This window comes from Pontibacter sp. LHS2, from assembly GCF_058932845.1.
This window is the reverse complement of the sequence record NZ_JBZYWG010000005.1, coordinates 14,384-41,007: the sequence shown is the minus strand read 5'-3', so window position 1 is coordinate 41,007 and position 26,624 is coordinate 14,384. Positions and strand designations below refer to the sequence as shown.

Annotated in this window: 22 protein-coding genes; 11 read left to right on the top strand and 11 right to left on the bottom strand. The window is 49.1% G+C overall.

From position 1 onward, the window contains the following. Positions 1–229 precede the first annotated feature (229 nt). Together AC5FX6_RS20345 and AC5FX6_RS20340 are read right to left on the bottom strand one after the other, a co-directional pair. A complete protein-coding gene (locus AC5FX6_RS20345) occupies positions 230–619 on the bottom strand; it encodes a group III truncated hemoglobin (RefSeq protein WP_493598798.1) in 390 nt (129 codons plus the stop codon). A gap of 156 nt (positions 620–775) precedes the next feature. Continuing rightward, complete coding sequence (locus AC5FX6_RS20340; protein WP_493598797.1) at positions 776–1,111, bottom strand: hypothetical protein; 336 nt, start codon at positions 1,109–1,111, stop codon at positions 776–778. Positions 1,112–1,629: 518 nt separating this feature from the next. Between AC5FX6_RS20340 and AC5FX6_RS20335 the strand changes: the two genes are divergently transcribed. Beyond that, positions 1,630–2,898: an MFS transporter gene (locus AC5FX6_RS20335; protein WP_493598796.1), complete on the top strand. Its 1,269-nt coding sequence runs from the start codon at positions 1,630–1,632 to the stop codon at positions 2,896–2,898. 64 nt (positions 2,899–2,962) lie between these two features. Here AC5FX6_RS20335 and AC5FX6_RS20330 read toward each other — a convergent pair whose 3' ends face one another. Continuing rightward, the gene (locus AC5FX6_RS20330) at positions 2,963–3,085 is read right to left on the bottom strand and encodes a 30S ribosomal protein THX (RefSeq protein ID WP_493598795.1); all 123 of its coding nucleotides are present in this window, start codon (positions 3,083–3,085) and stop codon (positions 2,963–2,965) included. Between the two features lie 364 nt (positions 3,086–3,449). Here AC5FX6_RS20330 and uvrA point away from each other — a divergent pair, with 364 nt between their 5' ends. The 7 genes from uvrA to AC5FX6_RS20295 all read left to right on the top strand — a co-directional run bounded on the left by uvrA (position 3,450) and on the right by AC5FX6_RS20295 (position 15,532). Next, positions 3,450–6,257: an excinuclease ABC subunit UvrA gene (gene uvrA / locus AC5FX6_RS20325; protein WP_493598794.1), complete on the top strand. Its 2,808-nt coding sequence runs from the start codon at positions 3,450–3,452 to the stop codon at positions 6,255–6,257. A 137-nt stretch (positions 6,258–6,394) separates the two neighbouring features. Continuing rightward, a complete protein-coding gene (gene tpiA / locus AC5FX6_RS20320; RefSeq protein WP_493598793.1) occupies positions 6,395–7,156 on the top strand; it encodes a triose-phosphate isomerase in 762 nt (253 codons plus the stop codon). Between the two features lie 92 nt (positions 7,157–7,248). Continuing rightward, positions 7,249–7,620: a 7(1) septoil knot domain-containing protein gene (locus AC5FX6_RS20315; RefSeq protein ID WP_493598792.1), complete on the top strand. Its 372-nt coding sequence runs from the start codon at positions 7,249–7,251 to the stop codon at positions 7,618–7,620. 9 nt (positions 7,621–7,629) lie between these two features. Continuing rightward, positions 7,630–8,460: a 50S ribosomal protein L11 methyltransferase gene (gene prmA, locus AC5FX6_RS20310; protein ID WP_493598791.1), complete on the top strand. Its 831-nt coding sequence runs from the start codon at positions 7,630–7,632 to the stop codon at positions 8,458–8,460. Between the two features lie 19 nt (positions 8,461–8,479). Next, entirely contained in the window at positions 8,480–13,270 is a 4,791-nt protein-coding gene (locus AC5FX6_RS20305) for a hypothetical protein (protein ID WP_493598790.1), read from the top strand. Between the two features lie 162 nt (positions 13,271–13,432). Beyond that, positions 13,433–14,077: a glycerol-3-phosphate 1-O-acyltransferase PlsY gene (plsY, locus tag AC5FX6_RS20300; protein ID WP_493598789.1), complete on the top strand. Its 645-nt coding sequence runs from the start codon at positions 13,433–13,435 to the stop codon at positions 14,075–14,077. Positions 14,078–14,170: 93 nt separating this feature from the next. Then, a complete protein-coding gene (locus AC5FX6_RS20295) occupies positions 14,171–15,532 on the top strand; it encodes a dipeptidase (RefSeq protein ID WP_493598788.1) in 1,362 nt (453 codons plus the stop codon). 78 nt (positions 15,533–15,610) lie between these two features. Here the strand turns inward: AC5FX6_RS20295 and AC5FX6_RS20290 are convergent, their stop codons facing one another. From AC5FX6_RS20290 to AC5FX6_RS20255, 8 genes are all read right to left on the bottom strand, one after another. Further along, positions 15,611–16,270 (bottom strand): porin family protein, encoded by a 660-nt coding sequence (locus AC5FX6_RS20290; protein WP_493598787.1) that lies wholly within the window; start codon positions 16,268–16,270, stop codon positions 15,611–15,613. A 156-nt stretch (positions 16,271–16,426) separates the two neighbouring features. Further along, positions 16,427–17,092, bottom strand: coding sequence for a porin family protein (locus AC5FX6_RS20285; RefSeq protein ID WP_493598786.1), 666 nt, complete (start codon positions 17,090–17,092; stop codon positions 16,427–16,429). A 357-nt stretch (positions 17,093–17,449) separates the two neighbouring features. Beyond that, positions 17,450–18,034: a porin family protein gene (locus AC5FX6_RS20280; protein ID WP_493598785.1), complete on the bottom strand. Its 585-nt coding sequence runs from the start codon at positions 18,032–18,034 to the stop codon at positions 17,450–17,452. A 245-nt stretch (positions 18,035–18,279) separates the two neighbouring features. After that, a complete protein-coding gene (locus AC5FX6_RS20275) occupies positions 18,280–19,818 on the bottom strand; it encodes a YifB family Mg chelatase-like AAA ATPase (protein ID WP_493598784.1) in 1,539 nt (512 codons plus the stop codon). 136 nt (positions 19,819–19,954) lie between these two features. Further along, positions 19,955–20,530: a D-sedoheptulose 7-phosphate isomerase gene (gene lpcA, locus AC5FX6_RS20270; protein WP_493598783.1), complete on the bottom strand. Its 576-nt coding sequence runs from the start codon at positions 20,528–20,530 to the stop codon at positions 19,955–19,957. Positions 20,531–20,538: 8 nt separating this feature from the next. Beyond that, positions 20,539–20,880 (bottom strand): hypothetical protein, encoded by a 342-nt coding sequence (locus AC5FX6_RS20265; RefSeq protein WP_493598782.1) that lies wholly within the window; start codon positions 20,878–20,880, stop codon positions 20,539–20,541. 128 nt (positions 20,881–21,008) lie between these two features. Continuing rightward, entirely contained in the window at positions 21,009–22,847 is a 1,839-nt protein-coding gene (locus tag AC5FX6_RS20260) for an ABC transporter ATP-binding protein (protein WP_493598912.1), read from the bottom strand. A 254-nt stretch (positions 22,848–23,101) separates the two neighbouring features. Next, entirely contained in the window at positions 23,102–24,781 is a 1,680-nt protein-coding gene (locus AC5FX6_RS20255) for a capsule assembly Wzi family protein (protein ID WP_493598781.1), read from the bottom strand. 217 nt (positions 24,782–24,998) lie between these two features. Between AC5FX6_RS20255 and upp the strand changes: the two genes are divergently transcribed. From upp to AC5FX6_RS20240, 3 genes are read left to right on the top strand one after another with little or no spacing between them, the layout of a single operon-like run. After that, on the top strand, positions 24,999–25,661 hold the full coding sequence (upp, locus tag AC5FX6_RS20250; protein WP_493598780.1) for a uracil phosphoribosyltransferase: 663 nt from the start codon (positions 24,999–25,001) through the stop codon (positions 25,659–25,661). A gap of 14 nt (positions 25,662–25,675) precedes the next feature. Next, a complete protein-coding gene (locus tag AC5FX6_RS20245; protein ID WP_493598779.1) occupies positions 25,676–26,119 on the top strand; it encodes a GNAT family N-acetyltransferase in 444 nt (147 codons plus the stop codon). A 42-nt stretch (positions 26,120–26,161) separates the two neighbouring features. Next, positions 26,162–26,611 carry a small multi-drug export protein gene (locus tag AC5FX6_RS20240; RefSeq protein WP_493598778.1) on the top strand — a complete coding sequence of 150 codons (450 nt, stop codon included), beginning with the start codon at positions 26,162–26,164 and terminating at the stop codon, positions 26,609–26,611. Positions 26,612–26,624: the final 13 nt, after the last annotated feature.

Sequence of the window (26,624 nt, the reverse complement as noted above, 5' to 3'; positions counted from 1 at the left end):
TATGTCAGTCAAGAATAACTGTTCCCTAATATACGGCAAGATAATATAAATGTATATGCTCTGAGTTAAATTTATTTTTCAGCATATAGCAATTCCGTATATTTTACTGATGCGCTCAGAATTTGTACTGATTCGCTGTAGCAATCAGGTATACCTTAAAACCAAACGGCAGCCTTACTGAGAATACTCCTCAGCAAGGCTGCCGTTTGGTTTTAGCTTCCGATCTGGCTTAGATTGTCATCTCTTTTCCAATAATATCCAGTAAGCCCATCTTCATTTGGAACACCTGTGCAATGCTGGTGGCTTTCTGCTTTAATTCTTTTGTTTTCTCCCCTTCAAACAGTTCATCGGCTGTTTCATTAAACAGCATGACCCAACGGGCAAAATGCTGCCTGTCTACAGGGAGACGCATGTGCTTTGGAAAAGGCTGCCCTTTATAGGCCATGGTGCCAAATAGCACCGAGCTCCAAAAGCTATACATAATGGGGAGGTGGTGCTCCCAGTTCACCTGTGCAAAACCATTGAAAACAGGCCCCAGCAGGTCGTCTTCGTTCACTTTGGCGTAAAACGTGTCAACCAGCAGTTTTATACCCTGCTCATCTCTAATATCTTCCTTCATTTGCCGCAAATTGAAACCTTATAGGTTTGCAAAGTTACCAGCACCAAAGCGAGAGAAAAATGACATTGGTCATTCTGTGTATAAAGAGCATAAAAAATCCTTCGTAAGAGCTGAGTATCTTTACGAAGGATAGGTGGTGAATACTTGAAGTGTTTTTTATTCGCGGTTGTATCGCTTTAGGCGGTTCAAGATCAGAAGTAGGCGGCGGTTGATCTCGCGCTCCTCTACAGGCGTGCATTGTGCAGTGATGTCGGCAGGGCGCTTGAGCTTGGCCTCCACAGCTTTGAGGTGCTCCAGGTAGCACTCAATGGTAGTGCAAGAGATATTCTGATACTGAAGGCCTTCCCCATCAGCCACTTTGCTGTTCAGGTTGATGGCATTTGCGATTTCAGTGTTTATCAGTTTAGTTACTGCAGAGCTAGAAGTGATTTCCTGCTGATACACCTTCTTCTCGATGTTCTCCAATAAACTGCGTATGTTCAGTTGTTCCATGGCGTTAGTATTTTTAAATTTCTTAAAGTCAATAAAGTCGACAGGTCCTTAGCTCAAGATACGGTCTTGAGTAGGCTGCGTTAACCCATAAAAGGATTGTTAATAAAAGAATAATACGGTGCTGTTGGCACCGGAAGCATGCGTAGGCACAGGTTGGAAATGGCTGGCATGCAGGAGTCGGCTGCTGGCTGAGGGGGTGCCGCTCCTTAAAAAATTATACTTCTATATAGGGGCGAGTGTTACAGTTTAAGTCATAAAATTCCGAATAATTTTATACGGTATAAGTACACAGGACTTTACGATTTATTCAGTGGATTGCTACTTAGGTTTTCAATATGTGTTGTGGCTAATGAAACGGCTTCAAAGGCAGGCCAGAAGACCACACCGGTCTTTGCCTCATGGCCGCCATTTACCCGAAAACATCTTGTGTAGTTTTATTCAGTGAGGCATTCCGCAGGTATGATCGCTGTGTTGTAGCTTTGTGGCTTTGGAAACTTATATGAGAAGGAGTAAAGTGAATGGGCGCTAAGTCAACACGCAGGCACGACCCCTATGCTGTGCTTCGGCTGCCGGAGTTCAGACATTACATATCGGCGCGATTGTGCATCACACTGGCTATGCAGATCCAGGCCGTTATTGTGGGCTGGCAAATCTATGATATCACCAAAGATGTCTTTTCTCTTGGTCTGATCGGGCTGGCAGAGGCTATTCCTTCCATTTTCGTGTCTCTGTATGCGGGGTATGTGGCTGATACGGTGCCCCGCAAGAAAATCATCGTGACGGTAGTGGCGGTGCTGCTGCTTTGTTCGCTGGCACTACTGTACTTCACCCTGGATGTGAGCCAAGTGCTTCCCCGCTACGGAGTGCTGCCGATTTACATGATCATCTTCATCAGCGGCATTGCCCGTGGTTTCATGGGGCCGGCCGTGTTTTCGTTTATGCCTCAATTAGTAGCCGATAAGCAACTCTACGCCAATGCCATCACCTGGAGCAGTACCACCTGGCAGGCCGCCTCGCTAATAGGCCCTGCCTTAGGCGGACTGGCTTATGGTTTCTATGGTATCACGGCGGCTTATACCCTGGATGCTGTGCTGGTGCTGCTGTCTCTCACATCTTTCGCGTTGATTGGCGGGAAGGCGCTCCCAGAAAATGTCAATCCGCAAAACATGATGGAGAGTCTGCGTTCCGGCATACGATTCGTGTTCGGTAACCAGATTATTTTAAATGCCATCTCTCTGGATATGTTTGCGGTACTATTCGGGGGAGCAGTGGCGCTACTGCCCGTGTTCGCCTCGGACATACTGCTGATCGGTCCGCAGGGGCTCGGTTTTCTAAGAGCTGCACCTGCCGTCGGTTCGGTTGTGATGGCCGTCTGGATGGCCTATTACCCCATTACTGTGAAAGCCGGAAAAATTATGCTCTGGTGTGTGGCGGGCTTCGGCCTGAGCCTGATATTCTTTGGCCTGTCCACCAGCTTCTGGCTTTCGCTGGTGCTGTTGGTGCTGAGTGGCGCTTTCGACAGCATTAGCGTTATCATCCGTTCCACACTGCTTCATACCCTGACGCCGGAGTACATGAAAGGTCGCGTCTCTTCTGTGAACAGCATCTTTATCGGCTCGTCCAACGAGATAGGGGCCTTTCGGGCAGGAGCGATGGCTAAAGTCATGGGTGCGGTGCCTTCCGTGGTGCTGGGTGGTGCAATTACGCTGCTAGTGGTAGGTATAACGGCCCTGAAAGCTGACAAACTGCGCAAGCTGGATCTGACACCGGAGTTGGAGGTTGCCTGAAAAAAAGCAGTCCCCTGCTCCGCTAGTTGGAGCAGGGGACTGCCAATGTGGTAGAGAAATAAGACTACTTAGCAGCGGCCTCTTTCTTTTCAGCGGCTTTTTGCTTGTTTGCCTGTCTTGGGCGGCTGTTGCCGTACGTGCCTTTCACGATTTTGCCTTTCTTTGATTTTTTATCTCCTTTTCCCATGATGTATTGGTTTTAACGGTTGTAGATCGAACCCATACATACGGATGAGGGCAGCTGCAGTTCAGGCATTTCTTGAAGTTTCGGATCAACCAGATTCTGTCAGCAAAATAAGTGCTGCTCAGACTGTAAGCAGATATGGGCTATACCTATAAATAGTAATAGAAAGCTAAACCTTTTTAGGGCTGTGGGTGTTTCAAAAGGATGCCATGTTGCATGAGGATGCCATGTTGCATGCTGTGGCGAAATGCCGGGCATAAGGCCAAAGGCTAAAAAGCCTTCTGAATGCGACAGGGTATTTGTATCTTTACATCGTATAAAAATCAGTTCGTCATGCGTTGGCTTTATCCTGCCTGCGCTATACTCTATGGCAGACATATCCGAAAATAACCTCGATACGCTCGACCCGCGCCAGCACATCATCATAAAAGGAGCGCGCGTGCACAATCTTAAAAATCTGAGCGTGGCCCTGCCGCGCAACAAGTTCATCGTCGTCACTGGTCTTTCCGGCTCCGGTAAGTCATCACTGGCTTTTGATACGCTGTATGCCGAGGGGCAGCGCATGTATGTGGAAAGCCTGAGCTCCTATGCCCGTCAGTTCCTGGGTCGTATGGATAAGCCTGATGTCGATTATATTAAAGGCATTAGCCCAGCCATTGCCATTGAGCAAAAGGTGAGCATCAAGAATAACCGCTCTACTGTGGGCACCAGCACCGAAATCTACGACTACTTGAAGCTGCTTTATGCCCGCATTGGCAAGACCTTTTCCCCGGTTTCGGGGGAGGTAGTGCAGAAGGATAGCGTGGCGGATGTGGTGGACTTTATCTTCTCGCTGGAGGATGAAGCGCGTGTCATGATCCTGGCACCGCTCCAGTTACATAAGGAGCGCACACTGGCCAAAGAGCTGGACTTGCTATTACAAAAAGGCTATTCGCGCATCTACGCAGGCGGGCAGGTATACTTTATTGAAGAGCTGCTCGAAGAGAAAAAGCCGAAGCTAGGCAAGGAAATCTACATACTCGTAGACCGTGCCGTAATCTATAAATCAGACGAAGACCTGCAGTTCAGGATTGCTGACTCGGTGCAAACAGCTTTTTTTGAAGGTCACGGAGAGTGTCGTGTGAAGTTTGGCGATGGCGAAGAGCGTATATTCTCGGACCGCTTTGAGCTCGACGGCATGGTGTTCGAGGAGCCTTCAGTTAACTTCTTTAGCTTCAATAACCCATACGGAGCCTGCCAGACCTGCGAAGGTTTTGGAAGTGTGCTAGGTATAGACCCCGATCTGGTTATACCTGACAAGAGCCTGACCATATACGAAGGAGCCGTTGCGCCTTGGCGATCTGAGAAGATGAACGAATGGCTGCAGCCACTTGTGAAGAACGGCATCCGCTTTGACTTCCCGATTCACCGTCCATACAATGAGCTTTCTGAGAAAGAGCAGGAACTGCTCTGGACCGGTAACAAATACTTCGAAGGCCTCAACGACTTCTTTAAGCACCTGCAATCGCAGACGCATAAGATACAGTACCGTGTGATGCTGTCGCGCTACCGTGGCCGCACTACCTGTCCTGATTGTAAAGGCTCCCGCTTGCGCAAAGACGCCAGCTATGTGAAGATCAACGATAAGAGCATCACTGACCTGGTACTGATGCCGATCACACAAGCATTGCCGTTTTTTGAGCAAATGCAGCTGACCGAACACGAGCGCAACGTAGCCGAGCGCCTGGTGACGGAGGTGACCAACCGCCTGGGCTATCTGGTACGAGTGGGCCTGGGTTATCTGACGCTTAATCGACTTTCCAACACATTGTCAGGCGGGGAGAGCCAACGTATCAACCTGGCAACGTCGCTGGGTAGTGCCTTGGTGGGATCTATGTACATTCTGGATGAGCCGAGCATCGGCTTGCACCCAAAGGACTCAGAGCAGCTGATTGGCGTGTTGCGCTCTTTGCAGAAACTTGGCAACACCGTGATTGTGGTAGAGCACGAAGAGGAAATGATGCGTGCTGCTGACCAGCTGATCGACATTGGGCCAGAGGCTGGCTCGGGTGGCGGTAACCTGATGTTCCAGGGTACGCTGGAAGAACTGACTAAAACTTCCGACACCTATACAGCCAAGTACTTGAGCGGCCGCCTCGAAGTGCCGGTGCCGGCACAGCGTCGCAAGTGGCGCAACGCCATCGAGATACAGGGTGCGCGTGAGAACAACCTCAAAAACCTGAGTGTGAAAGTGCCATTGGGCGTTATGACTGTGGTGACAGGGGTAAGTGGCTCCGGCAAATCTACCCTGATCAAGAAAATTCTGGCGCCGGCTATGATGAAGCTACACGGTAATACCGCTGAAGCAACCGGTAAGTTTGACAAGCTGGCTGGCGAGTACAACAAGATCCGACACGTTGAGTTCGTGGACCAGAACCCGATCGGCAAGTCGTCACGATCTAATCCGGTGACTTACGTGAAAGCCTATGATGCGATCCGTGCACTGTACGCTGATCAGGCCTTGGCCAAGTCACGTGGTTTTAAGCCTTCCCACTTCTCGTTCAACATTGAAGGCGGTCGCTGCGAGGTATGCCAGGGCGAAGGCCAGGTGAAGATCGAAATGCAGTTCATGGCCGATATCTATCTGACTTGCGAAAGTTGCAACGGGCAGCGCTTTAAGCAGGATGTGCTCGACATCAAGTACAAAGAGAAGAGCATTTCGGAAGTGCTGGAGATGACCATCGCTGACAGTATTGACTTTTTTGCAGACCAGACAAAAATCATCGAAAAGCTGAGACCACTGAATGACGTGGGGCTGGGCTATATCCGTTTGGGGCAGTCAAGCAACACCTTGTCCGGTGGGGAGGCGCAGCGTGTGAAACTCGCCTCTTTCCTAACCAAAGGAGTGCAGGCGCATCAGGAGGATATACTGTTCATCTTTGATGAGCCAAGCACGGGTCTGCACTTCCACGATATCAGCAAACTGTTGCAGTCCATCAATGCGCTAATTGAGAATGGCAACACAGTAGTGATCATTGAGCACAACATGGAAATTGTGAAATGTGCTGACTGGATCATTGACCTGGGGCCGGAAGGAGGCACCAACGGAGGGCACCTGCTCTTTGAAGGTACACCGGAAGAAATGATCAAACACGAAGAAAACCATACAGCCAGATTCCTGAAGGAAAGACTGTAAAGTATAAGGTATAGGAGCCGCAGCAATTGATTTTGCTGCGGCTCTCGTTTTTAAGGTATAGCAGGGCAGGTATACCATATTTTGCTAACTTGCCGTACGGGTGTAAATCAAAACAAATCAAATAGCTACTATAAAACATGAGAAAACGAATTGTTGCAGGCAACTGGAAAATGAACAAGACCTACGAGGAGGCGCTATCGCTGGTATCGGAGATCGATAATATGGTGAAAGACGAAATGAATGGTGAAGTGACCGTGATCGTAGCGCCTCCTTTCCCGTTCTTGCAGAGCGTAGGTAAATTGACACAAGGCAATGACCTGATGCACCTGGCTGCTCAAAACGTGAGTGAGCACGACAGCGGCGCCTATACCGGTGAGGTATCAGCTGCGATGCTAAAGTCAGTAGGGGTGCAGTACGTAATTATCGGTCACAGTGAGCGCCGCATGTACCACCATGAAGATGCTCAGGCCCTGTATAAAAAACTGAAAGCGGCTATTGCGCAAGGTATAACGCCGATCTTCTGCTGTGGTGAGCCACTGGAGGAGCGCGACGCAGACCGCCATTTCGACTACGTGGGCAAACAGCTGCATGATAGCCTCTCATACCTGAGCAACGAAGAATTTGACAAGGTAGTGATCGCTTATGAGCCGATCTGGGCTATAGGTACAGGCCGTACCGCCAGCAGCCAGCAGGCCCAGGAAATGCACGCTTACATCCGTGAGCAGCTTTCGCGCATGTTCGACGCTGAGGCAGCTTTCAATTGCTCTATCCTGTATGGTGGCAGCTGCAACCCGGGTAATGCCAAAGAGCTGTTCGCGCAACCAGATGTGGACGGCGGGTTGATTGGAGGCGCTTCGCTGAAGTCACGTGACTTTACCGACATTATCAAATCGTTCTAATAATCAGGTAACACAGGAAAAAGGCTGCCAACTAAAGAAGTTGGCAGCCTTTTTTATTGTAGATATAGTTATATTTGGCTAAATTATCTTCTATGATTCTTATAATATCCTTTTGGTTATCGCTGCTCCCATACCTGGCAGCGCCCCAACCAGCAGTCGCCCCTCCTGTAACTGTGGCCAGCAATGATATTTGCCGCATTTACGGCTCTGTATACCTGGAACGTGACCCTAAGTACAAAAACACTGCCGCTTACACGGTATACCTGGGCGATGAGGAAGCTTTTGCCTCGATGGTGGTATACCGGGAGAGCAATAAACTCTTTGCCGATGGTACCGCTATCTGGCATATCACGAACAAGAAAGCCTTTGCCGACCACGTGCTTTACGTGACCGATAACCGGAATTTTGCTGATTTTACTGTACACTTTACCAACGTGCGCTCTTATGCAGCGTGCCGTCCTTAACTATCACACATGGATTTTATAGAAGTAGCCCTTAAAGTAAACCCTGAGTTTGCCGACATCCTGACCGCTGAGTTGGGAGAATTGGGTTTTGATGCCTTTGAAGACACAGCCGAAGGCTTTAACGCTTACATTGACGAAGACAAGTATAGTCAGGAAGCGCTGGAGGAGATGCTTGCTCGCTATGCTGACTTTGTGCAGGTAGAGTACCAGGTACAGAAAATTGAGCGCCAGAACTGGAATGCAGAGTGGGAGCGCAATTTTGAACCGCTATTCATAGGAGAGCAAGTGTCAGTGAGAGCATCGTTCCACGAGAAACCAGCCGCAGCCAAGTATGACATTGTGATCAACCCGAAGATGTCATTCGGCACGGGCCACCACGAAACGACTACCCTGATGATCGAAAACCAGCTGACACTGGACCATCAAGGCAAACGTGTGCTGGACATGGGTTGTGGCACAGGTATACTGGCGATCATGGCAGGCGAGTTAGGCGCTACGGAGATTGTGGCCGTGGAGATTGAAGACTGGACAGTGGAGAATGCTCGCGAGAATGCTGAGCTAAACGGCTATGGCAGTATAGATGTGCGACTGGGCGGTGCAGAAACCATTGAAGGAGACCAACCATACGACATCATCCTGGCTAATATCAATCGCAATGTGCTCCTGGAAGATATGCCGGCTTATGTGGCCGTGCTGAAGCCAGCAGGTACGCTTTTGCTAAGCGGCTTTTATACCGAAGACCTCCCAGCACTGCAGGAGCGAGCAACTGAATTGGGCTTGAGCTATGTATCGCACCGCACAAAGAACAACTGGGTGTCTGCTATTTTTGAGAACAGGTAATTGATAATCCTTCCGACCTATGAAATATAAACTTCTACCCTTTTTATTTTTTCTGGCTGTGTTTGCAGCACAAGCCCAGACCAAACTGGCAACTGACCCGGAGCAGTATATCACGGATGCCAAGAATATGCTGGTAACCGGTAAAGCCAAGAATGCTGAAGCACTTGGGGCCGCACTGGAAAGCGTATGGGGTAACCAGCGACTCTCCGATAAGCAGAAACAGCAGGTGGTCGACATTTCGCAGCTGATGTACCGCAAGAAGATGCGCGTCAATCCGCATTACGAGAACTTCTACGAGATGCTGATAGGGGCTGTGAACCATCATAACATGCGCGGTGCTCAGATCGACAACATGCTGGAAGTGGTGGCCAAAGCTGTACAGCAGGATGAAGGTATAGCCCTCGACCGCTTTTTTCAAACTAGCAGCACCTACCTTAGTTCTGGTATCCTGTACCAGAACAAGCAGTATACCCTGCGCACCGTTGGAGGCAGCGTAAGCTTTGCTTATGAAGGCAAGGCGGCTCCAAAAGACAAAGACAAATCGGCGGAAGTAAGTGACTGGGATAGTTTCTCGTGGGACGACGAGGTGGCAGGCGAAAACACCGAGGCCACGGCTGATGATTGGGGAGACGCCTGGGACACGCCAAAGCCCGCAGCAAAAAAAGTTGATCCGAAAGTAGCAGAAAAGAAGCGCCGCGACGACTTTAAAAAGATGTTTGTGCCTGCTCAGCCGAAAGTAAGCGGACCGGTGCTGAAGCTCGAAAACGTTAACCTGAGTTTTGCTACCATCCACGATTCCACCGCCATCATGAAAACGAGCGGACACCTGATGCTGGCCAATAACCTGTTTGTAGGGGAAGGCGGATCATTCTCGTGGGAAGCAGACGGCAAGCCGGTTTCGGCCGCTTTCAAGGCCTATAACTTTGATATCACGGCGGCTGCTTTCAAAGTGCCTGATGCTACCATTACCTACAGCGCTGTGCTGGATGCGCCGATTGAGGGCGTTTTTGAATTCAGAAGCTCAAAAGCTGGCACTAGCGGGGAGAAATCCTACCCACGTTTCGCGTCATTCACAAACGATGCAAAAGTAAAAAGTCTGGGCAAGGATATCGTCTATACCGGTGGCTTTACACTGGCTGGTGACCTGATCGGCAGTAAGCCACTTGATGGCAGTATATCGGCTTTGGCAGTTCTGGAAGACGGGAAAAAGAAATTCCGATCGATGGCGCACAACTACAACCTAAACGACTCCATTATATTCGCTAACAGAGCTTATGTGGCCATTTACCAGAACCAGCGCCGGGACTCGCTGACGCATCCGGCCATGCAGTTGCGCTACTCCAAGCCAACCCGCGAACTGGTACTGACACGCGACAAAGGAGTGTATAGCAAAACGCCGTTCTACGATAGCTATCACAAGTTTGAGATCACGGCGGAGCGACTTGCCTGGAACCTGGGCACACCGCACATCAACTTCTCGATCCTGAATACCAAGACGCTCATACCGGTACAGCTGGAGTCGGCGCAGTATTTCTCTAATATGCGTTTCCAGCAGCTGGTAGGGGTCGCTAGTTTCCACCCGCTACAGGTGCTGGTATCTTATGCGGCTAAAGCTAAGACCAATGACTTCTATGCATTTGATGTAGCCAAGGCATCAAAACTGAACGAAAAAGCCGTGCGCGAAGCAGCCATAGGGTTGGCGCGTGAAGGTTATCTGACCTATGATGGACAATCGCATTTCATTTCTCTCAAACCCAAAGCGTGGCATTATGTCGGCTCAGCGCAGAACCTGAGTGACTACGACCACCTGGTAATTAAGTCGGTGGTGCCTTCGGGCCGTAATGCTACCCTGAACCTGAGCAACAACCGCCTGACGGTACGTGGTGTAGAGAAGATGGCCTTCAACAATGACTCAGCGGCGGTATACGCTGTGCCTGACAGTAACGTAGTGCACTTGCTCGACAACCGTAACATGGAGTTTGGAGGTAAATTGTATGCGGGCCGCCTTAACTTCAGAGGCTCTCAGTTCAAATTCGATTATAGTGAGTTTATGATCGATATGCAGAAACTGGACACGGTAGCATTTGTAACAAAGAAGCGTCGTGCGATAGGCAAGAAGAAAGAACTGGAGCAGGTAATGACGAGCCGTTCCGGTAAAATGTCAGGTAAGCTTTATATCAACCAGCCAAACAATAAGTCAGGACGCAAGCACTACCCAGAGTATCCTAAGTTTGACTCACCGATGGGTGGGCAGGTGGCTTTTGCCAGACCCGACGTGTTGGGAGGCGCCTACGATAGCACCGTTTACTTTGACATCCCGTCTTACAAACTCGATAGCTTAAGTAAAGGCAAGAGCATGCTCGGCTTCAGCGGTACCTTTCATTCCGGCAGTATTTTCCCGCCTATCAAGACCAAACTGACCATGATGCCAGACGAAACCCTGGGCTTCTACTACCAGCCTGGCCCTAACGGGCTACCGGCTTTCGGTGGTAAAGGTATAGCGTATGACACGATCATGATGAGCTCGGAAGGTATACAGAGCCGGGGCACCCTCAAGTACCTGACCTCAACTTTTGAGGCGCCGGAGTATACCTACCACCTCGATAAAGTAGTGACTCAGAAAGGTGCCAGCGCAAAAATGGAAGCCGGCGGCGGTAATGCTAACTTCCCGGTAGCAAGCCTGGGGCATTACGAAATGATCTGGATGCCGAAGCAGGACACCATGTACGTGATGGCCTCTGCCAAGGATCCAATGAAGATCTACAAAGAAGAGTTTAAGTTCACCGGTACAGCCAAGCTCTCGCCGGGCGGCCTGTACGGGGATGGCGAGTTGGACAATGCCGATGCGAATATTGTATCGCAGAAGCTGTCGATCAAAGGGCGCAGCCTGTCAGGCAACAATGCACAGATGATCGTGAAGTCTGACGTGGAAGGTAAGCCAGCGATGAAGGCGACCGATATGGCCATCAGCTACGACCTGGATAAACGCTTTGTAGAGTTTGGCAGTGAGCAGAAAGGTGTGGCAAGTATAGAATTCCCAAAAGCGCAGTACAAGACTTCGATGAGCCGTGCTACCTGGGATATGAAGCAGCAGAAAGTGAGCCTGGCAGCGGATGATGCTGGCGGGAAAAACTACTTTTACTCGCAGCACCCAGGTCAGGAAGGCCTGTACTTCAGCGCTGCTACCGGTGAGTATGATCTGAAAGTAAACTCTATTCTGGCAGGTGGCGTGCCTTATATACCTGTAGGAGATGTGCACATTATACCTGACAGCGGCAAAGTGGCTGTAGCAGCAGGTGCAACTATCACTACGCTGCGCAAGGCACGTGTAATGGCAGACTCGCTACAGCAGTTCCATAAGCTCTATGATGGCAATATTGATGTATTGTCCCGAAACGCCTTTAGCGGTACGGCGCTGCACGACTACCAGAATGCGGCTTCTGATTCGTTCAAGCTCCAGTTCGCGGACTTCGTTTATAAGCAGCATCAGTTGAAGAAGAAATCGAATATCAACACAACCTATGCGCAGGCGCTGGTTCGCGATAATGACAACTTTTACATTTTCCCGCACATCCGCTATAGAGGCAACGTGAAGATGTATGCTTACCGTCCGCACATGGATTTTGACGGCGACCTGAAACTGAACTTCACTGGAAACGAGGAAGATTCAGACTGGTTCCCGTTCAAGCGCGACTCCCTGAACCCGGACAATGTGCGTATCCCGATCATGAAGCAGAAGGCACCAGACGGGAACCAACTGTACACCGGTTTGCACTTGTCGCGCGGTACGTTTAAGCCATACAACACCTTCGTTTCGAAAAAGCAGTACGACGATGACCTGGATATCTTCACGGTAAGCGGAGACCTGTCTTATGATAAGGAGAACAGCGAATTCAAGATTACTGATGCGGCCCGTTCTGCTGCCGGCTCTTTTGAAGGCAATGAACTGCGTTACAACGAAGGCTCCAAGACGGTTGCCTTTGAAGGCAAGCTGAGGTTGGTGAATTCTATGAAGGATTTCGGAATAGAGTCAGCAGGCACAGGTATAGCCAAAACCGACAGCGGCTACTATGCCATTGATGCGCTCCTGGCCTTCGACATGAACATGCATTCACAGGTGATAACCGGGATTGGCAAAAAGCTGAACGAAACTGCCATACGTGGAGGCGGTGATCAGACGAATGAGGACGAGATGCTTTACAAACTGGGCAATATCATTGGCAACCGGGATGCGCAGCGCTACCGCGAGCAAGGCAGTATGATCAGTTTGCCGAAGCTGTCAAATAAGCTGGTTCGCAGCATGGTGTTCCATAATGTGGATCTGCGCTGGTCAAACAAGACCAATGCCTGGTACAGTGTAGGCAAGTTAGGTCTGTCTAATGTGATGAAAGAGGAAATAGGTGCTGAGATGGATGGCTTTATGGAAATAAAGCAGGACCTGAACGGCGAGCCACTGGTAAACCTATACCTGCAGGCCGATCCTTATACCTGGGTGTTCCTGAGCTATCTGGAAAACGGACTGGTAGTTGTAGCTTCTGATGCTGACCTGAACAAGATTATCCGCTCTAAAGCCAGTGGCGGCCGCGGTCGCAAGTATGGTATGTACATGGGCGAGAACATCGATAAGAACCGCTTTGTGGATCAGTTCAAGCATGACTACCTGGACGGTAAAGACGCCTTCAGAATGGCAACCCAGGCACCAGTAGCAGAGCAGGGTGGCTTCAATGTGGCCGAAGATGAAGTAGAGGACACCAAAAAGAAAAAGAAGAAGAAAAAAGGAAATGCAGAAGAGGAAGAAGGTTGGCAATAACCGGTAACTGCACTTCGGACGTATAGGGAAAGATAGTTCTCTTTTGGATATTAAATTAACAAGTCCCTATATTTGGGTTCTTTTCAAATAATAAAACTCAAGCAAACTGCACTTAATTCTGTTAAGTATAGTTAATGCAGACAAAAAGCTGACACACGCGTCATGAACATACTTTTAATTGCCGCTTTATTTATCGTAGCGTACCTGATCGGATCTATCTCCACTGCCGTTTGGATTGGCAAAGCTTACTACGGAATTGACATTCGCCAGCATGGCAGTGGAAATTCCGGGGCAACTAACACATTCCGGGTGCTAGGCAAAAAGCCAGGTACTATCGTTATGCTGATCGACATCTTTAAAGGCTGGGTCGCTACTTCGTTGGCCGCTTTACTGGTAATATTCAACGCAATTCCTTCCGAAGATCTGATTATCTATCAACTGGTGATGGGTGCCTTGGCAGTGGTAGGTCATATATTTCCGGTGTACGAGCGCTTTAAAGGCGGCAAAGGGGTAGCAACGCTACTAGGCATGATGCTGGCTATACACCTGGAAGTGGCACTGATGTGTATGGTCATCTTTGTGATCGTGCTCTTCACCTCCAGGTATGTGTCGCTGGGGTCCATGATTGCAGCATTGGCTTTTCCGATACTCTTATTGTTGCCGCGTTTTCATCCTGACAACCCGATCCTGATCATATTCGGATTTGTGGTTTTTGCCGTAGTGGTTTTAACGCACCGTAAAAACATCAATCGCCTGATAAACGGCGAAGAGAGCAAAGCCAACATAAAACTGGGACTGCGAAAATAGGTATACCAGTCCATCGGTATAAGCATTCTAAAAGCCACTCTTTCCGAAGGGTGGCTTTTTTCGTACCTTTAAGGCAGGACATTTATCTACACTATGAATCAATATATCACTGACAACAAAGACCGGTTTATAAATGAGCTGCTGGATATGCTGCGTATCCCTTCGGTAAGCGCTGACCCGAAGTTCAAGCAGGATGTACTGCGCACCGCTGATTTTGTAGCTCAAAAGCTGCGCGAAGCAGGAGCTGATAACGTGGAGCTGTGTGAAACCAGCGGTTACCCGATCGTGTATGGCGAGAAAGTAGTAGACCCTTCATTGCCGACGGTGTTGGTATACGGTCACTATGATGTACAGCCTGCCGACCCGTATGAACTATGGCACTCACCTCCATTTGAGCCTGTGATCAAAGACGGCAAGATCTACGCCCGCGGTGCCTGTGACGACAAAGGTCAGATGTACATGCACGTGAAGGCATTTGAAGTGATGATGCAGAACAACGCCCTGACCTGTAACGTGAAGTTTATGATCGAGGGTGAGGAAGAAGTGGGGTCCGCGAACCTGGCGACTTTCGTAAAAAACAATAAAGAGAAACTGGCCGCTGATGTGATCCTGATTTCAGACACAGGTATGCTGGGCAACGATACACCGTCTATCACAACCGGCCTGCGTGGCATGAGCTACGTGGAGGTAGAAGTTACTGGTCCGAACCGTGACTTGCACTCTGGTTTGTACGGTGGCGCTGTAGCCAACCCAATTAATATCCTGTGCCAGATGATCGCCTCGATGCACGATGAGAACAACCACATCACTATACCTGGCTTTTATGACAATGTGCAGGAGCTAAGCCAGGAGGAACGTGCCGAAATGGCCCGCGCTCCATTCAGCTTAGACAGGTATAAGCAAGCGCTCGACCTGCCGGATGTGCATGGCGAGGAAGGCTATACCACTATGGAGCGCAACTCTATTCGCCCAACGCTGGATGTGAATGGCATCTGGGGTGGCTATACCGGCGAAGGAGCTAAGACAGTTATAGCTTCTCAGGCTTTCGCTAAAATATCGATGCGCCTGGTTCCGAACCAGTCATCTGAAGAGATCACAGAGAAGTTTAAGAAGCACTTTGAAAGCATCGCACCAAAGAGTGTGAAAGTAGTAGTTCGTCCGCACCATGGCGGTGAGCCAGTTGTAACACCTACTGATTCGGTAGCTTACCAGGCTGCTGCAAAAGCTTATGAAGAAACCTTCGGCGTGAAACCGGTGCCAGTGCGCAGCGGTGGCTCTATTCCGATCGTAGCCATGTTTAAGTCTGAACTTGGGCTGGATTCCGTGCTGATGGGCTTTGGTCTGGATACGGATGCCATCCACTCACCTAACGAGCACTTCGGGGTATTCAACTTCATGAAAGGTATAGAGACGATCCCACAGTTCTATAAATATTATGCAGAGATGAGCAAGTAAGCTACCTCTCCAAAACAAAACAGCCCCGTTACTTAAGTGAAGTAGCGGGGCTGTTTTGTTTTCGGTAGGTATAAGCCTTTACCAATTACCTGGTCGGCGTGAAGGTAACATGTAGCCGATAGATAGTTGCCATACCAGGTTGCGCTGGGTAAGGTCTGCTTTTGGGAAAGGGCGGAGACTAGCTGTATGGCGTACGTTCAGGAAGAAACCGCTTTCGAGCATCAAACCGCCACCAATGGCGTAGCCGGCATCAAAGCTATTGAAATCATCCCGACTGAAATCTTCCCGACCGAAAACGATGGGAGGATCTATGGTCGGGTCTGAACTGACGCTGTTGACCTTGTTGCCTACATTGAGTAAATAACCCATGTAAGGGCCTGCTTCTACAAACAAAGCTGCCTTCTGCAGTTTGATCATGAGTGGAAGTTCAACATAATCAAGTCGTAAATCGCCGGTGAGGGCGGTTTCAGAAGCTGTGTTTAAGGTATAATTGTCGTAGGTAAAACCTTTGCGGCTATAATGAAGCTCCGGTTGAACCGATAGACGGGAGGCAAATTCGTAGGCGAATACAAATGCTCCGTGTATACCTGCCAGGTGGTTGATCTGATTGGAAGGAGCATCTGAGCCAACGGCTTTGGAGAAGCCACCACCGGCCTTTACTCCGTAGCGGTAATACTGGGCATCAGCTGCAAAGGAGGTAGCAAGCAGCAGTCCCATCAGGAATATTATCTTTTTCATAGTCTCGGGTTTAGCACATTTAGTTAAGTATAGAACTGTTGTTTATAGTACTACGGAGGAGGGTATTTAGTTAAGCATAGGTATGGCAGGCATAGGTAAAAACAAAAAAGCCGCCGGATGCGCAGCACCCGACGGCTTTATTATTAGATAAGTTAATTAGCGGCTGGTTGGCAACGCAAAACCTACTGTTACCATAAAAGTAGAGTGGCGGGCGTTGGTCAGGTCTCCGTCGAAATTCACGTCCTCTTTCACAAAGTCACTGAAGGCACCGTTGTAGCGCACACCGAAGCTGATGGCGTTATTGGCTGATGTGAATCCGATACCGGCTGCGTAGCCTACTTCAAATTCTGAAAGACCTGCTTTGCTCTTCTCATCACGGTTAGTGGATTGCAAATTGTCGTTAATATAGGTTCTGGTCTCGTTATTTACACTTAACAGGTAGGAAGCCTGTGGACCTGCTTCAAAATAAAGAGGGCCTGCTTTGATTCTGGCAAGTACTGGAAGATCGATGTAGTTATAGTTTACTTTACCCTCGCGTCTTCTGGTCTGACCAAGGAATGTAAACTCTGAGTCCTCGTTCTTAAAGCCTTTTACAGAATAAAGTAACTCTGGCTGTATCGAGAAGAAGTTGTCGACGATGCCGAAGTTAGCCATGATACCGGCATGAAAGCCGACCTTGTTATTAAAACGATCCTCGTCACGCAGGTCGCCTGACAGGTTAGAGATATTCGCACCGCCTCGTATACCGAAGCTTGCGTTTTGTGCCTGAGCACCAACTGCAGTCACTACTGCAAACACGAACATTAATACTAGCTTTTTCATAATTGGGTATTGGTTATTTTGGTGTAATCTGAGCAATATACGTGCAGAACTATATTTTTATTGAGTATATATGTGGGGTATTTTTACCAATAAGTAGTTATTTTATTGATTATCAGGTTGATAATTTTTTAATAATTGCACTTTATTTTACTTCTTTTTTAGTCGCTTCATCCATGAGGTCCTGGTAAGCTATACCTTATTACAAACAGTCGCCTGCTTTGTTACACGTACTTAGTGAGTGGCACCTTTATGATGATAGGATGAGGGAGGGAAGCAGGTATGGCAGCTGTATCTAAAAAGCCCCGGCATGAACCGGGGCTTCTGTATAATAGTTTTATTCTGTACTAATGGGGTCGGTTATCTGCCGCCGAACAGGTAGCCCAACGTCAGCATGAATACGTCATTACGATAGTTGCCTATGTTTGTGTTGTCATAAAGCTTAGAAATATCGCCGTTATAACGAACACCAATACTTAGGCCTAGTGGAGTCGCCTGCAGACCAACACCTGCCGCATATCCTAAGCTCGTACGCTTGTAATCATCCAGGTCTTCCGTAATCGTAGTATTGTTTACGTCTACCTCACCACCAATTCGGAACGATACCTGTGGACCGGCCTCAAAGTAAAGCGGTCCAGCATTTATACGTCCAAGAACCGGTACGTCCAGGTAATTGATTTTCCACTTCACATCATCAGCACTAGTCTCCGCGCCTTTCATAGAATAAAGGATTTCAGGCTGAATGGAAAAGAAGTTGTCAACCGACAAAGGGAAATTAGCGGTAAGACCTGCATGTCCACCCCAGATTCGGTCAAGGTTGTCAGCATCTGAACCACCAAAACCAGCATAATTTACACCAGCTCTAATACCTAGTCGTGGGCCTTGAGCATGTGCCGCAACCACTGTGGTCATGGCTAAAACGAGCATTAAAATTCTTTTCTTCATAGTAGTAAATGGTTAATTGGGTTAAGTATGTATTGTCAGGATCAGTCTTCTTCATTTTCAAGATCCTGACGTCCCATATTACGCAGTCCCCCAAGAAAAGTCTAAAAAAGTTTTAGGTTTTAACTTAGATGCAGTACAATTGAAAAGGCAGATTAAAACAGTATTAAAAAGAAAAGTTCAACACCTTTTTGAGGTATTGAACTTTCTAAATGCTTAATATATAGATAGTTGTGTTTTGGGTTGTATTATCCTGCCCAACCGTCTCTATCCAAGCTGCGGTACTGGATGGCTTCTGCTAAATGTTCAATTTTAATCTCGTCATTATCAGCGAGATCGGCGATGGTTCTACTCACTTTCAGGATGCGATCGTAAGCACGGGCTGAAAGACCGAGTCGTTCCATGGCAGTCTTCAACAGTGTGCGTCCGGCATCTGATATCTGACAGATTTCTTTCACCATTTGCGATGGCATCATGGCGTTAGAGTGTATGTCGTCAAAATCACTGAATCGCACTCGCTGTATCTCGCGTGCCCTGACTACTCGTTCGCGTATGGTTTCGCTGTCTTCTGACTTGCGGGTGGCTGTCATTTCATCAAACGTAACCGGCGTCACTTCCACGTGCAGGTCTATACGGTCGAGCAGCGGGCCGCTTACCTTGTTGAGGTAACGCTGTACCAGGCCGGGAGCGCATACACACTCTTTCTCGGGGTGGTTATAAAATCCGCACGGGCATGGGTTCATGCTGGCAATGAGCATAAAGTTTGCCGGGAAATCCAGGGTGGTTTTGGCTCTGGAGATGGTAACACGACGTTCCTCCAAGGGCTGACGCATTACTTCCAGTGCAGTGCGTTTAAACTCCGGTAACTCATCCAGAAACAGTACGCCATTATGTGCCAGCGAAATCTCACCGGGCTGCGGTATACCTCCACCTCCTACCAAGGCTACATCAGATATCGTATGATGTGGCGAACGGTATGGCCGGGTAGCGAGCAGTGACGACACTTCGCCCAGTTTGCCGGCAACAGAATGTATCTTAGTTGTTTCAAGCGCCTCGTGCATCGAGAGCGGAGGGAGGATAGAAGGCAGTCGCTTGGCCAGCATGGTTTTGCCCGCACCCGGAGGTCCGATCATGATTACATTGTGACCACCGGCAGCTGCGATCTCCAAAGCCCGTTTGATGTTTTCCTGCCCCTGCACATCCGAGAAGTCAGCGGCATACTGGTTGGCCGTGTTCTGAAACATGTCGCGGGTATCTACTTTGACAGGCTGGATGTCGAGTTCTCCGTTCAGAAAATCGATGGCTTCTTTGATATTCTCTACGCCGATCACATCCAGGTTATTCACAATGGCAGCTTCATTGGCATTGCGGGCAGGTAATATGATACCTTTAAAGCCTTCTTTGCGGGCTTGGATAGCAATAGGGAGCACTCCTTTGATTGGCCGAAGCGACCCGTCGAGTGAAAGCTCGCCCATGATCATGTATTGTGGAAGCTTGTCAGCTGTCATCTGTCCGCCGGCAGCTAACATGCCCATCGCAATGGTGAGGTCGTAGGCAGCACCTTCTTTCCGGATGTCGGCAGGTGCCATGTTAATGATGGTTTTCTGGCGTTTGAGCTTGTAGCCATACTGAGCCAATGCTGATTCTATACGCTGTTCGCCTTCTTTGATAGCATTGTCGGGTAGTCCCACCAGGAAGTACTTTGCGCCGGCGCTCACACTCACTTCCACGGTTACGGTATAGGCGTTTACGCCCTGCACGGCGCTGCCAAACGTCTTGATAAGCATAGGGGTTAGATGTTGATCTATAAATGCAATTTTGAATAAGTCAGATTCGCAACACAGCCTGTCAGTAATTGATTCCGGCTAGTGATGGTAAAATTGCAATTTTTAGAGTAGAGTATCACTGGGGATACCCTATACCTTATCCACAGATTTGTTTCTCGATCAGCAGGATCAGGATGTGAATGACTTTGATGTGGATTTCCTGTACGCGATCAGCGTAGCCTTGGTGTGGCACACGCACTTCCACGTCGCATAGGGCAGCTAGTTTGCCGCCGTCTTTGCCAGTGAGCCCAACTACCGTCATGCCTTTGGCCTTGGCGGCTGCGGCGGCTTTAAGCACATTAGCTGAGTTGCCGCTAGTACTGATGGCCAGGAGCACATCACCGTTATTGCCAAGCGCTTCGATGTAACGGGAGAATACATAATCGTATCCATAGTCGTTGCCCACGCAGCTCATGTGGCTTACGTCCGAGATAGAGATGGCAGGTATAGCCTGGCGGTTATTGCGATAGCGTCCCGTTAGTTCTTCGGCAAAGTGCATGGCATCGCACATGGAGCCGCCATTGCCACAGGACAGTATTTTGCCACCGGCTGCCACAGCATCAGCCATAGCCTTGGCCGCATTTTCAATAGCTGCAATGTTGTTAGGGTCAGCTATAAAGTTGTTGAGCGTCTGTTGCGCTTCCTGCAGCTCCTGGAGTATGATTTGGGTCATGTATAGTATTAGTTGCCAGCTACAGCCATCTCCATACGGACAGATTCTCTATAACTGTTGCTTCTGTATTCTTGTTTGCGCTCATACAGATCCGCTTTCAGCTCGTTGATTTTTACCTGAGCCATGTGCCGGTCATATTTAAGCGATGTGATGTAAAGTTTTCCGATTAGCAGCTTTACTAGCATCAATCCGGCGCCTACTGCGCCAAGTGTTTTGTAAAGGGTGAGCGCCTGTTCTTCGGTTGCGATCTCAAATATGGTTTTATGGTCCAGCAAGTCTGTTAGCAAAAGTGCTATAAACATAGCGTAGCAAAAAACGACCACATCAGAGAGTGTCTTAAGTTCTTTCATGCTTCAAGGTTGGATTTTGGTGCAAAAATGTATCGGGCTAAGCTATAAAAAAATATGAATATACCGAAACGTTAAGACCAAAATTTAATTTAAAGCAATGGTTGGTAACACTTAAGGGGTAAACGCTCTTATGATACCAGTTGCATTTGTGTAAGTTTAGCGTACAATCCGCCATGCTGTAGCAAGTCCTCATGCGTGCCTCGTTCTACAATGCGACCTTGTTGTAAAACTACAATCTCATCAGCATGCTGAATCGTACTCAACCTGTGCGCGATCACCACTGAGGTTCTGTTTTTCATCAGGTTGGTTAGCGCTTCCTGCACCAGTTTTTCCGACTCAGTATCCAGTGCCGATGTGGCCTCATCCAGGATCAGGATCGGAGGGTTCTGCAAAATGGCCCTGGCAATGCTCAATCGCTGGCGCTGTCCGCCGGACAAACGACCACCACGGTCGCCTATCATGGTCTGGTAGCCTTCCGGTGTTTTCACAATAAACTCGTGTGCGTTGGCAATCTTAGCGGCTGCAATCACTTCTTCTTCTGTGGCGTCCGTTTTATTAAAGGCGATATTGTTGAAAATAGTGTCATTGAATAGGATGGATTCCTGCGTTACCACACCCATCGTATCGCGCACCGACTCCATTGTATAGTCGCGAATATCGTGTCCGTCGATGAGGATGCTGCCAGTCGTCGGATCATAAAAACGCGGGATCAGGTCGGCCAGTGTGGACTTACCCCCACCTGATGGGCCTACCAGCGCCACAGTTTTGCCTTTATCGATACTTAGGTTGATGTCTTGCAATACGATATGGTCGCCATAGCTAAAGCTCACATCCCTGAACTCAATCTCATGTCGGAACTCCGGCAATACCTTCGCATTCAGTTTATTCTTTACCTGCGGTTCCGTGTCGATCACCTGCAAAATACGGTCGCCAGATACGAGTCCGCGCTGTATATTACTGAATGCCGCTGACATAGCCTTGGCCGGTACAAGTACCTGCGAGAACAGGATGATGTAAGTGATGAACTCCGCTGCACTAAGCTCTGACTCTTGGTTGAGCACCATAGTGCCGCCAAAATATAGAAGTAAGGCTACCACCGTTACGCCCATAAATTCCGAAAAGGGAGAAGCCAGATCACGTTTGTTAGCAATAGAGCGCTGCAGCTGAGCGTAACGCTCGTTTTGACCCTGAAATTTGTCAAGGATATACGGCTCGGCATTAAAGGCCTTGATCACCCGGATACCGCTCAGCGTCTCGTCAATGATGGTCAGGATAAAGCTCAGTGATTCTTGCCCCTGCTGCGCGGCCCGCTTCAGACGCTTGGCTATACCTGCTATGAGTATGCCTGAGAGCGGAAGGAGGATCAGAGTAAAGAGTGTTAGCTTTACTGACATAGTGAAGAGCACGACAAAAAAAGCGATAATGGAGATTGGCTCCCGGATCACTACAGTCATGGTATTCACCACAGAGTTCTCTACCTCCTGAATGTCCACGGTCATGCGGGTCATCAGGTCACCTTTACGTTCGTTGCTGAAATAACCCATGTGCAACTGTGTCACACGCTCATAGGTAGCATGGCGGATTTTCTTTACTACATGCGCCCGAAGTGTGCCCACCACCCGAAAGGCCAGGTACTTAAACAGATTGGCCAGAAACACTGAGATCACCACGATCACACATACAAAAAGCAATGCGCCCTGCCTTCCCTGCTCCAGAATAACCTGTCCGAAATGGAAGTTGAAGAAATCTTTGAAATACTCCAATGAGAGGCTAAACTCTGGCTTGGTAGTTACCATGGTCGTTGCTTCATCGGCACCCACAGTACCAAAAAGTACATTGAGCAGCGGAATTAGCAGCGTGAAGTTGAGCAGGCCGAAAATAATGCCTAGAACGGTATAGATGGTGTAAAGCGGTACAAAGCGGCTATAAGGCTTTGCAAACTGCAGTATCCGGAGATAAGTCTTCATGTTGATGTAGGCCATCATACCTGCCACAGGTATAAGAGGCTGCCCCGATCGCTTCCCGTAACGCACGGGTAGCTTGTCGGAAGTTTTTAAGTATTAATGAATTACAATATTGTAGGCTTTGCTATACCTGCCGTATGCCTGGCCGCTGCAAAGATAAGTAAATTAGAACAGGTATGTATAGCGAGCTCTAAAACGAAAGCGGGGGAGCCTTATTTCTAAAGATCCCCCGCTTAAGGTATAATTATACTTTCATTTTAGAATTCATGCAGTCGTTGGCCAATGTTCCAGCGTAGCGCCACAGAAGTAAATGCCGTGTTTTTGCTTAACGCAGCCACTTCTGCATCAGTGCGTCGGATGATACCTTTCAGGTCCACGAACAGATTATGCTTAAACTGGTAAGTAGCCGTCAGGTCAAGGTGCAGTTGATTAGTTCTGATACCCTGCGCAATCTCGTGCCCATAGTTCATAGGTCTTAAGTTATAGTCCAGGTTCACGTTGTTGCCCCAGTTGATGATTTCGCCCGTTTCAGATACTGCATCCTGACCAAATCGGGTGGCGATGGCTTTGGCTACCAAATTCAGGCGTGGCAATGGTTGATAGCGGGCTATACCTACAAACTCGTATAAGTTGGCTCCCATCGGGTGTGCCAGTGGCTGGCGGTTGTGCTGATAGTTGGAACTGCCACTGCGGTGCTGGTAAGTGTACGGGCGGATTATGTTCACTTCACCTTGAAGGTCAAAGTTGGACAGGCCGAACACATCGATATACTTCGCGCCAATCTGGCCTGCTTGCTTGTTTGCCCACCAGCCGTTGCCACCTGTTACTTCGTCGAGCACAAATTCATCGATCACTAATTGGCCATAAAGCTGAGCTGTTTTAAACAGGTCCCAACGGAAATCAAGGCCAAGGAGGGCATTGTCTGAGCTGCCCAGATTATGCTCTACGCTGCGGTAAAATATGATCGGGTTGAGATACTGGAGCTCAAATTTATTTCCTTCACGGCCAAGTATGATCTGCTCAAACAAGCCCACATTCAGGTTTTCAGTGATATTGATGCCTAACCGGTGGAAGGCCATGTATTTTTTAGGCAGTAACTGGTCGCCGCCCCCACGACGACGGTAGTCGGCAGTGAGTTCCTGAAACAGGTTCATGTAGTGCAGTTTCCAAACGCGGGTATTCAGCTTGAGGAAGAAAGCCGGAGGAGCGTAGTCAGAATATACCAAAGAACGGTAGCCATCGCCAATGAAGTGGCGGTCATGACCAAGTTGTATCTCCACGTGCTTAGACAGCGAGTAATTCATGTAGCCACGGGCTGTCAGGAAGTCGTAACCGTCCTTCTTAAAGGTTTTCCAAAGTCCTTCATGCGGCACCACACCGTCGCGACGAATGCGGTCCTCTACATAATCAGCGAATCGTGCCTGGTTCTCTCCGACAAAGGTATAGAAGCCGAAGCGATTGTCGATGCTACCCTCGATCTGAATACCTCTTGTGTTGACATAGCGTATGCCGTCGCTCTGGTTATCGTGGCCGAGCTCCAGGTGCAGCACCGGATTTACACGCAAAGTGAAGTCTTCGGATGCGTAATGATACAGATCGGTCTTGTTGCGGTAAAACGTGTTGAAGATCGGGCGGGCGCTGATGTTATCGTTGGCCTGTGTGGTGTAGTTCCAGTTGTCATTGAGCAAATACTGGATGTTGAACATGTCGGCATTGGAGCGCGGCTCACCTAGGGCAGCCTCGGCTAGTTCAGCCACTTCTCTGCGACCGATCGGGCGCACATTGGTATGCAGCTGCGGCACCTTTGTGCCCAGCTTGATCTGGTAGCGGTCTATCAGGTGATAGGTGTCGCGATCGTAAGGCACATATACATCCTGCGCCTGCACAGCAGGTATAGCCAGCAGACTGAGTGCCATGGCGGCAAATATATTTCTCATAAAGAAGGAGGCTCTAACCAGGGGAAAGTGATTTGTAAGATACTTGTTTAGAATTTACAATATTAACAAAAACACATGAAATTGCATGATACAGATTGCCGAAAGCAGGTATAGCTCAGGCTGCTACAGGTATAGCATTTGACCGGTTTAACGTTTTTAATGCCCAGAGATTGTCGTACGCCTGAAAGGCCTTATCTTTAGGTCATTGAAAATAGCCATGCCCATGCAAAACGATAACCTGCACATACTCACAGCAACCCCATCGCTAGCCAACCATTTCGTAGCCGAACTACGCGATGTATCGGTGCAGCACGACAGCCTGCGCTTCCGTCGCAACCTGGAGCGAGTAGGCGAACTGCTGGCTTACGAAATATCCAAAACGCTGCCGTACGAAACCCGCGACATCGTAACGCCACTGGCCACCACACAGACCCAGTTGCTCACTGCACAGCCAGTGCTGGCCACTATTCTCAGAGCCGGATTGCCGATGTACAACGGCATGCTCAATTACTTTGACAAGGCGTACAGTACCTTCGTGGGCGCTTACAGAGTAGAGGAACAGAACACCGAGCTTCAGATCAACATGGAGTACCTGGCCTCAACCGACCTGCACGACAAGATCCTGATCCTGGCAGATCCGATGCTGGCCACGGGCCGTTCGCTTGTGAAATCTTACAAAGGGATGCTACGCCACGGCAAACCGGTACAGGTACACATTGCCGCCGCTATCGCTTCACCGGAGGGAGTAGCGTATGTGCAACAGGAGGTGCCTGAGGCGCACATCTGGCTCGGTGCCATGGATGAGCGTCTGAACGAGCACTTTTACATTGTGCCCGGCCTGGGCGATGCCGGCGATCTGGCTTTCGGACCGAAGGTATAGGTATACCACCAGCTATGATCAGGCCTTATAGTCCGACCGACCAGGAAGCGCTTCTGCAAATACTGCGACTCAACACACCAGCTTATTTTGCTCCTGAAGAGGAAGATGACTTTGTGCTATACCTGTATGAGCGTCGGGAAGACTATTACGTAATAGAGCGGGAAGGGCAAGTAGTAGGTGCCGGCGGCATCAATTACTTCGATGGCTATACCTGGGCCAGGCTATCCTGGGACCTGATCCATCCTGCCTATCAGGGCAAAGGCATAGGGCGGGAGCTGACGCTGTTTCGCATTGCTAAGCTAAAGGAGATGCCCGGCATGCAATGGCTACAGGTACGGACAAGTCAGTTGGTTTATCCGTTTTATCAAAAGGTGGGATTTGAGCTAGAGGAGGTCGTGCATGATTTCTGGGCGGAGGGAATCGACCTGTACCAAATGAAAATGAATCTGGGCGCTTAGAGCCTGTGTATATTTAAACTCGCGTTGGCGTGCAGTAAGGGATTGGAGGAGCTTCTCAAATACATGTCGGTATACCTGATCAGCATGGTCAAGTTCATTGGTGGACCTCTGGCAGGGATGTCGCTGGGGATGGCTTACCTCGAAACCGTGCTCCTGACCGTTGCCGGTATGATGACAAGCGTGGTGGTATTTTCATTTGTTGGCAGGGAAGCTGCCCGTTGGTACTCCCGGTATCGACGAAACTACAGCCGACCGGTTTTTAGCCGCCGGAGTCGCCGGGTGGTGCGCATTTGGCGTAACTTTGGCGTTATAGGCGTTGCCTTCTTCACTCCACTATTTCTTACACCTGTTTTCGGCACTGTGGTAGCTGCCGTGTTCGGTGTGCCGCGCCGGCAGATTTTCCTGCACATGCTCTGGAGTGGCACCATGTGGGGCTTTGTTCTGACAGGCCTGGTGTACCGTTTTCAGGAAATAGCGCTGAAGTATCTATAGACAAAAACACCCT

Bases quoted from the DNA above. Each gene is read 5' to 3' on its own strand.
- AC5FX6_RS20275 (WP_493598784.1), bottom strand. From the start codon at position 19,818: ATGCTTATCAAGACGTTTGGCAGCGCCGTGCAGGGCGTAAACGCCTAT.
- AC5FX6_RS20315 (WP_493598792.1), top strand. From the start codon at position 7,249: ATGATTCTTATAATATCCTTTTGGTTATCGCTGCTCCCATACCTGGCA.
- AC5FX6_RS20260 (WP_493598912.1), bottom strand. From the start codon at position 22,847: ATGAAGACTTATCTCCGGATACTGCAGTTTGCAAAGCCTTATAGCCGC.
- AC5FX6_RS20330 (WP_493598795.1), bottom strand. From the start codon at position 3,085: ATGGGAAAAGGAGATAAAAAATCAAAGAAAGGCAAAATCGTGAAAGGC.
- AC5FX6_RS20335 (WP_493598796.1), top strand. From the start codon at position 1,630: ATGGGCGCTAAGTCAACACGCAGGCACGACCCCTATGCTGTGCTTCGG.
- lpcA (WP_493598783.1), bottom strand. From the start codon at position 20,530: ATGACCCAAATCATACTCCAGGAGCTGCAGGAAGCGCAACAGACGCTC.
- plsY (WP_493598789.1), top strand. From the start codon at position 13,433: ATGAACATACTTTTAATTGCCGCTTTATTTATCGTAGCGTACCTGATC.
- AC5FX6_RS20265 (WP_493598782.1), bottom strand. From the start codon at position 20,880: ATGAAAGAACTTAAGACACTCTCTGATGTGGTCGTTTTTTGCTACGCT.
- AC5FX6_RS20280 (WP_493598785.1), bottom strand. From the start codon at position 18,034: ATGAAGAAAAGAATTTTAATGCTCGTTTTAGCCATGACCACAGTGGTT.
- AC5FX6_RS20345 (WP_493598798.1), bottom strand. From the start codon at position 619: ATGAAGGAAGATATTAGAGATGAGCAGGGTATAAAACTGCTGGTTGAC.
- uvrA (WP_493598794.1), top strand. From the start codon at position 3,450: ATGGCAGACATATCCGAAAATAACCTCGATACGCTCGACCCGCGCCAG.
- AC5FX6_RS20255 (WP_493598781.1), bottom strand. From the start codon at position 24,781: ATGAGAAATATATTTGCCGCCATGGCACTCAGTCTGCTGGCTATACCT.
- AC5FX6_RS20245 (WP_493598779.1), top strand. From the start codon at position 25,676: ATGATCAGGCCTTATAGTCCGACCGACCAGGAAGCGCTTCTGCAAATA.
- prmA (WP_493598791.1), top strand. From the start codon at position 7,630: ATGGATTTTATAGAAGTAGCCCTTAAAGTAAACCCTGAGTTTGCCGAC.
- upp (WP_493598780.1), top strand. From the start codon at position 24,999: ATGCCCATGCAAAACGATAACCTGCACATACTCACAGCAACCCCATCG.
- AC5FX6_RS20340 (WP_493598797.1), bottom strand. From the start codon at position 1,111: ATGGAACAACTGAACATACGCAGTTTATTGGAGAACATCGAGAAGAAG.
- AC5FX6_RS20295 (WP_493598788.1), top strand. From the start codon at position 14,171: ATGAATCAATATATCACTGACAACAAAGACCGGTTTATAAATGAGCTG.
- tpiA (WP_493598793.1), top strand. From the start codon at position 6,395: ATGAGAAAACGAATTGTTGCAGGCAACTGGAAAATGAACAAGACCTAC.
- AC5FX6_RS20290 (WP_493598787.1), bottom strand. From the start codon at position 16,270: ATGAAAAAGATAATATTCCTGATGGGACTGCTGCTTGCTACCTCCTTT.
- AC5FX6_RS20305 (WP_493598790.1), top strand. From the start codon at position 8,480: ATGAAATATAAACTTCTACCCTTTTTATTTTTTCTGGCTGTGTTTGCA.
- AC5FX6_RS20285 (WP_493598786.1), bottom strand. From the start codon at position 17,092: ATGAAAAAGCTAGTATTAATGTTCGTGTTTGCAGTAGTGACTGCAGTT.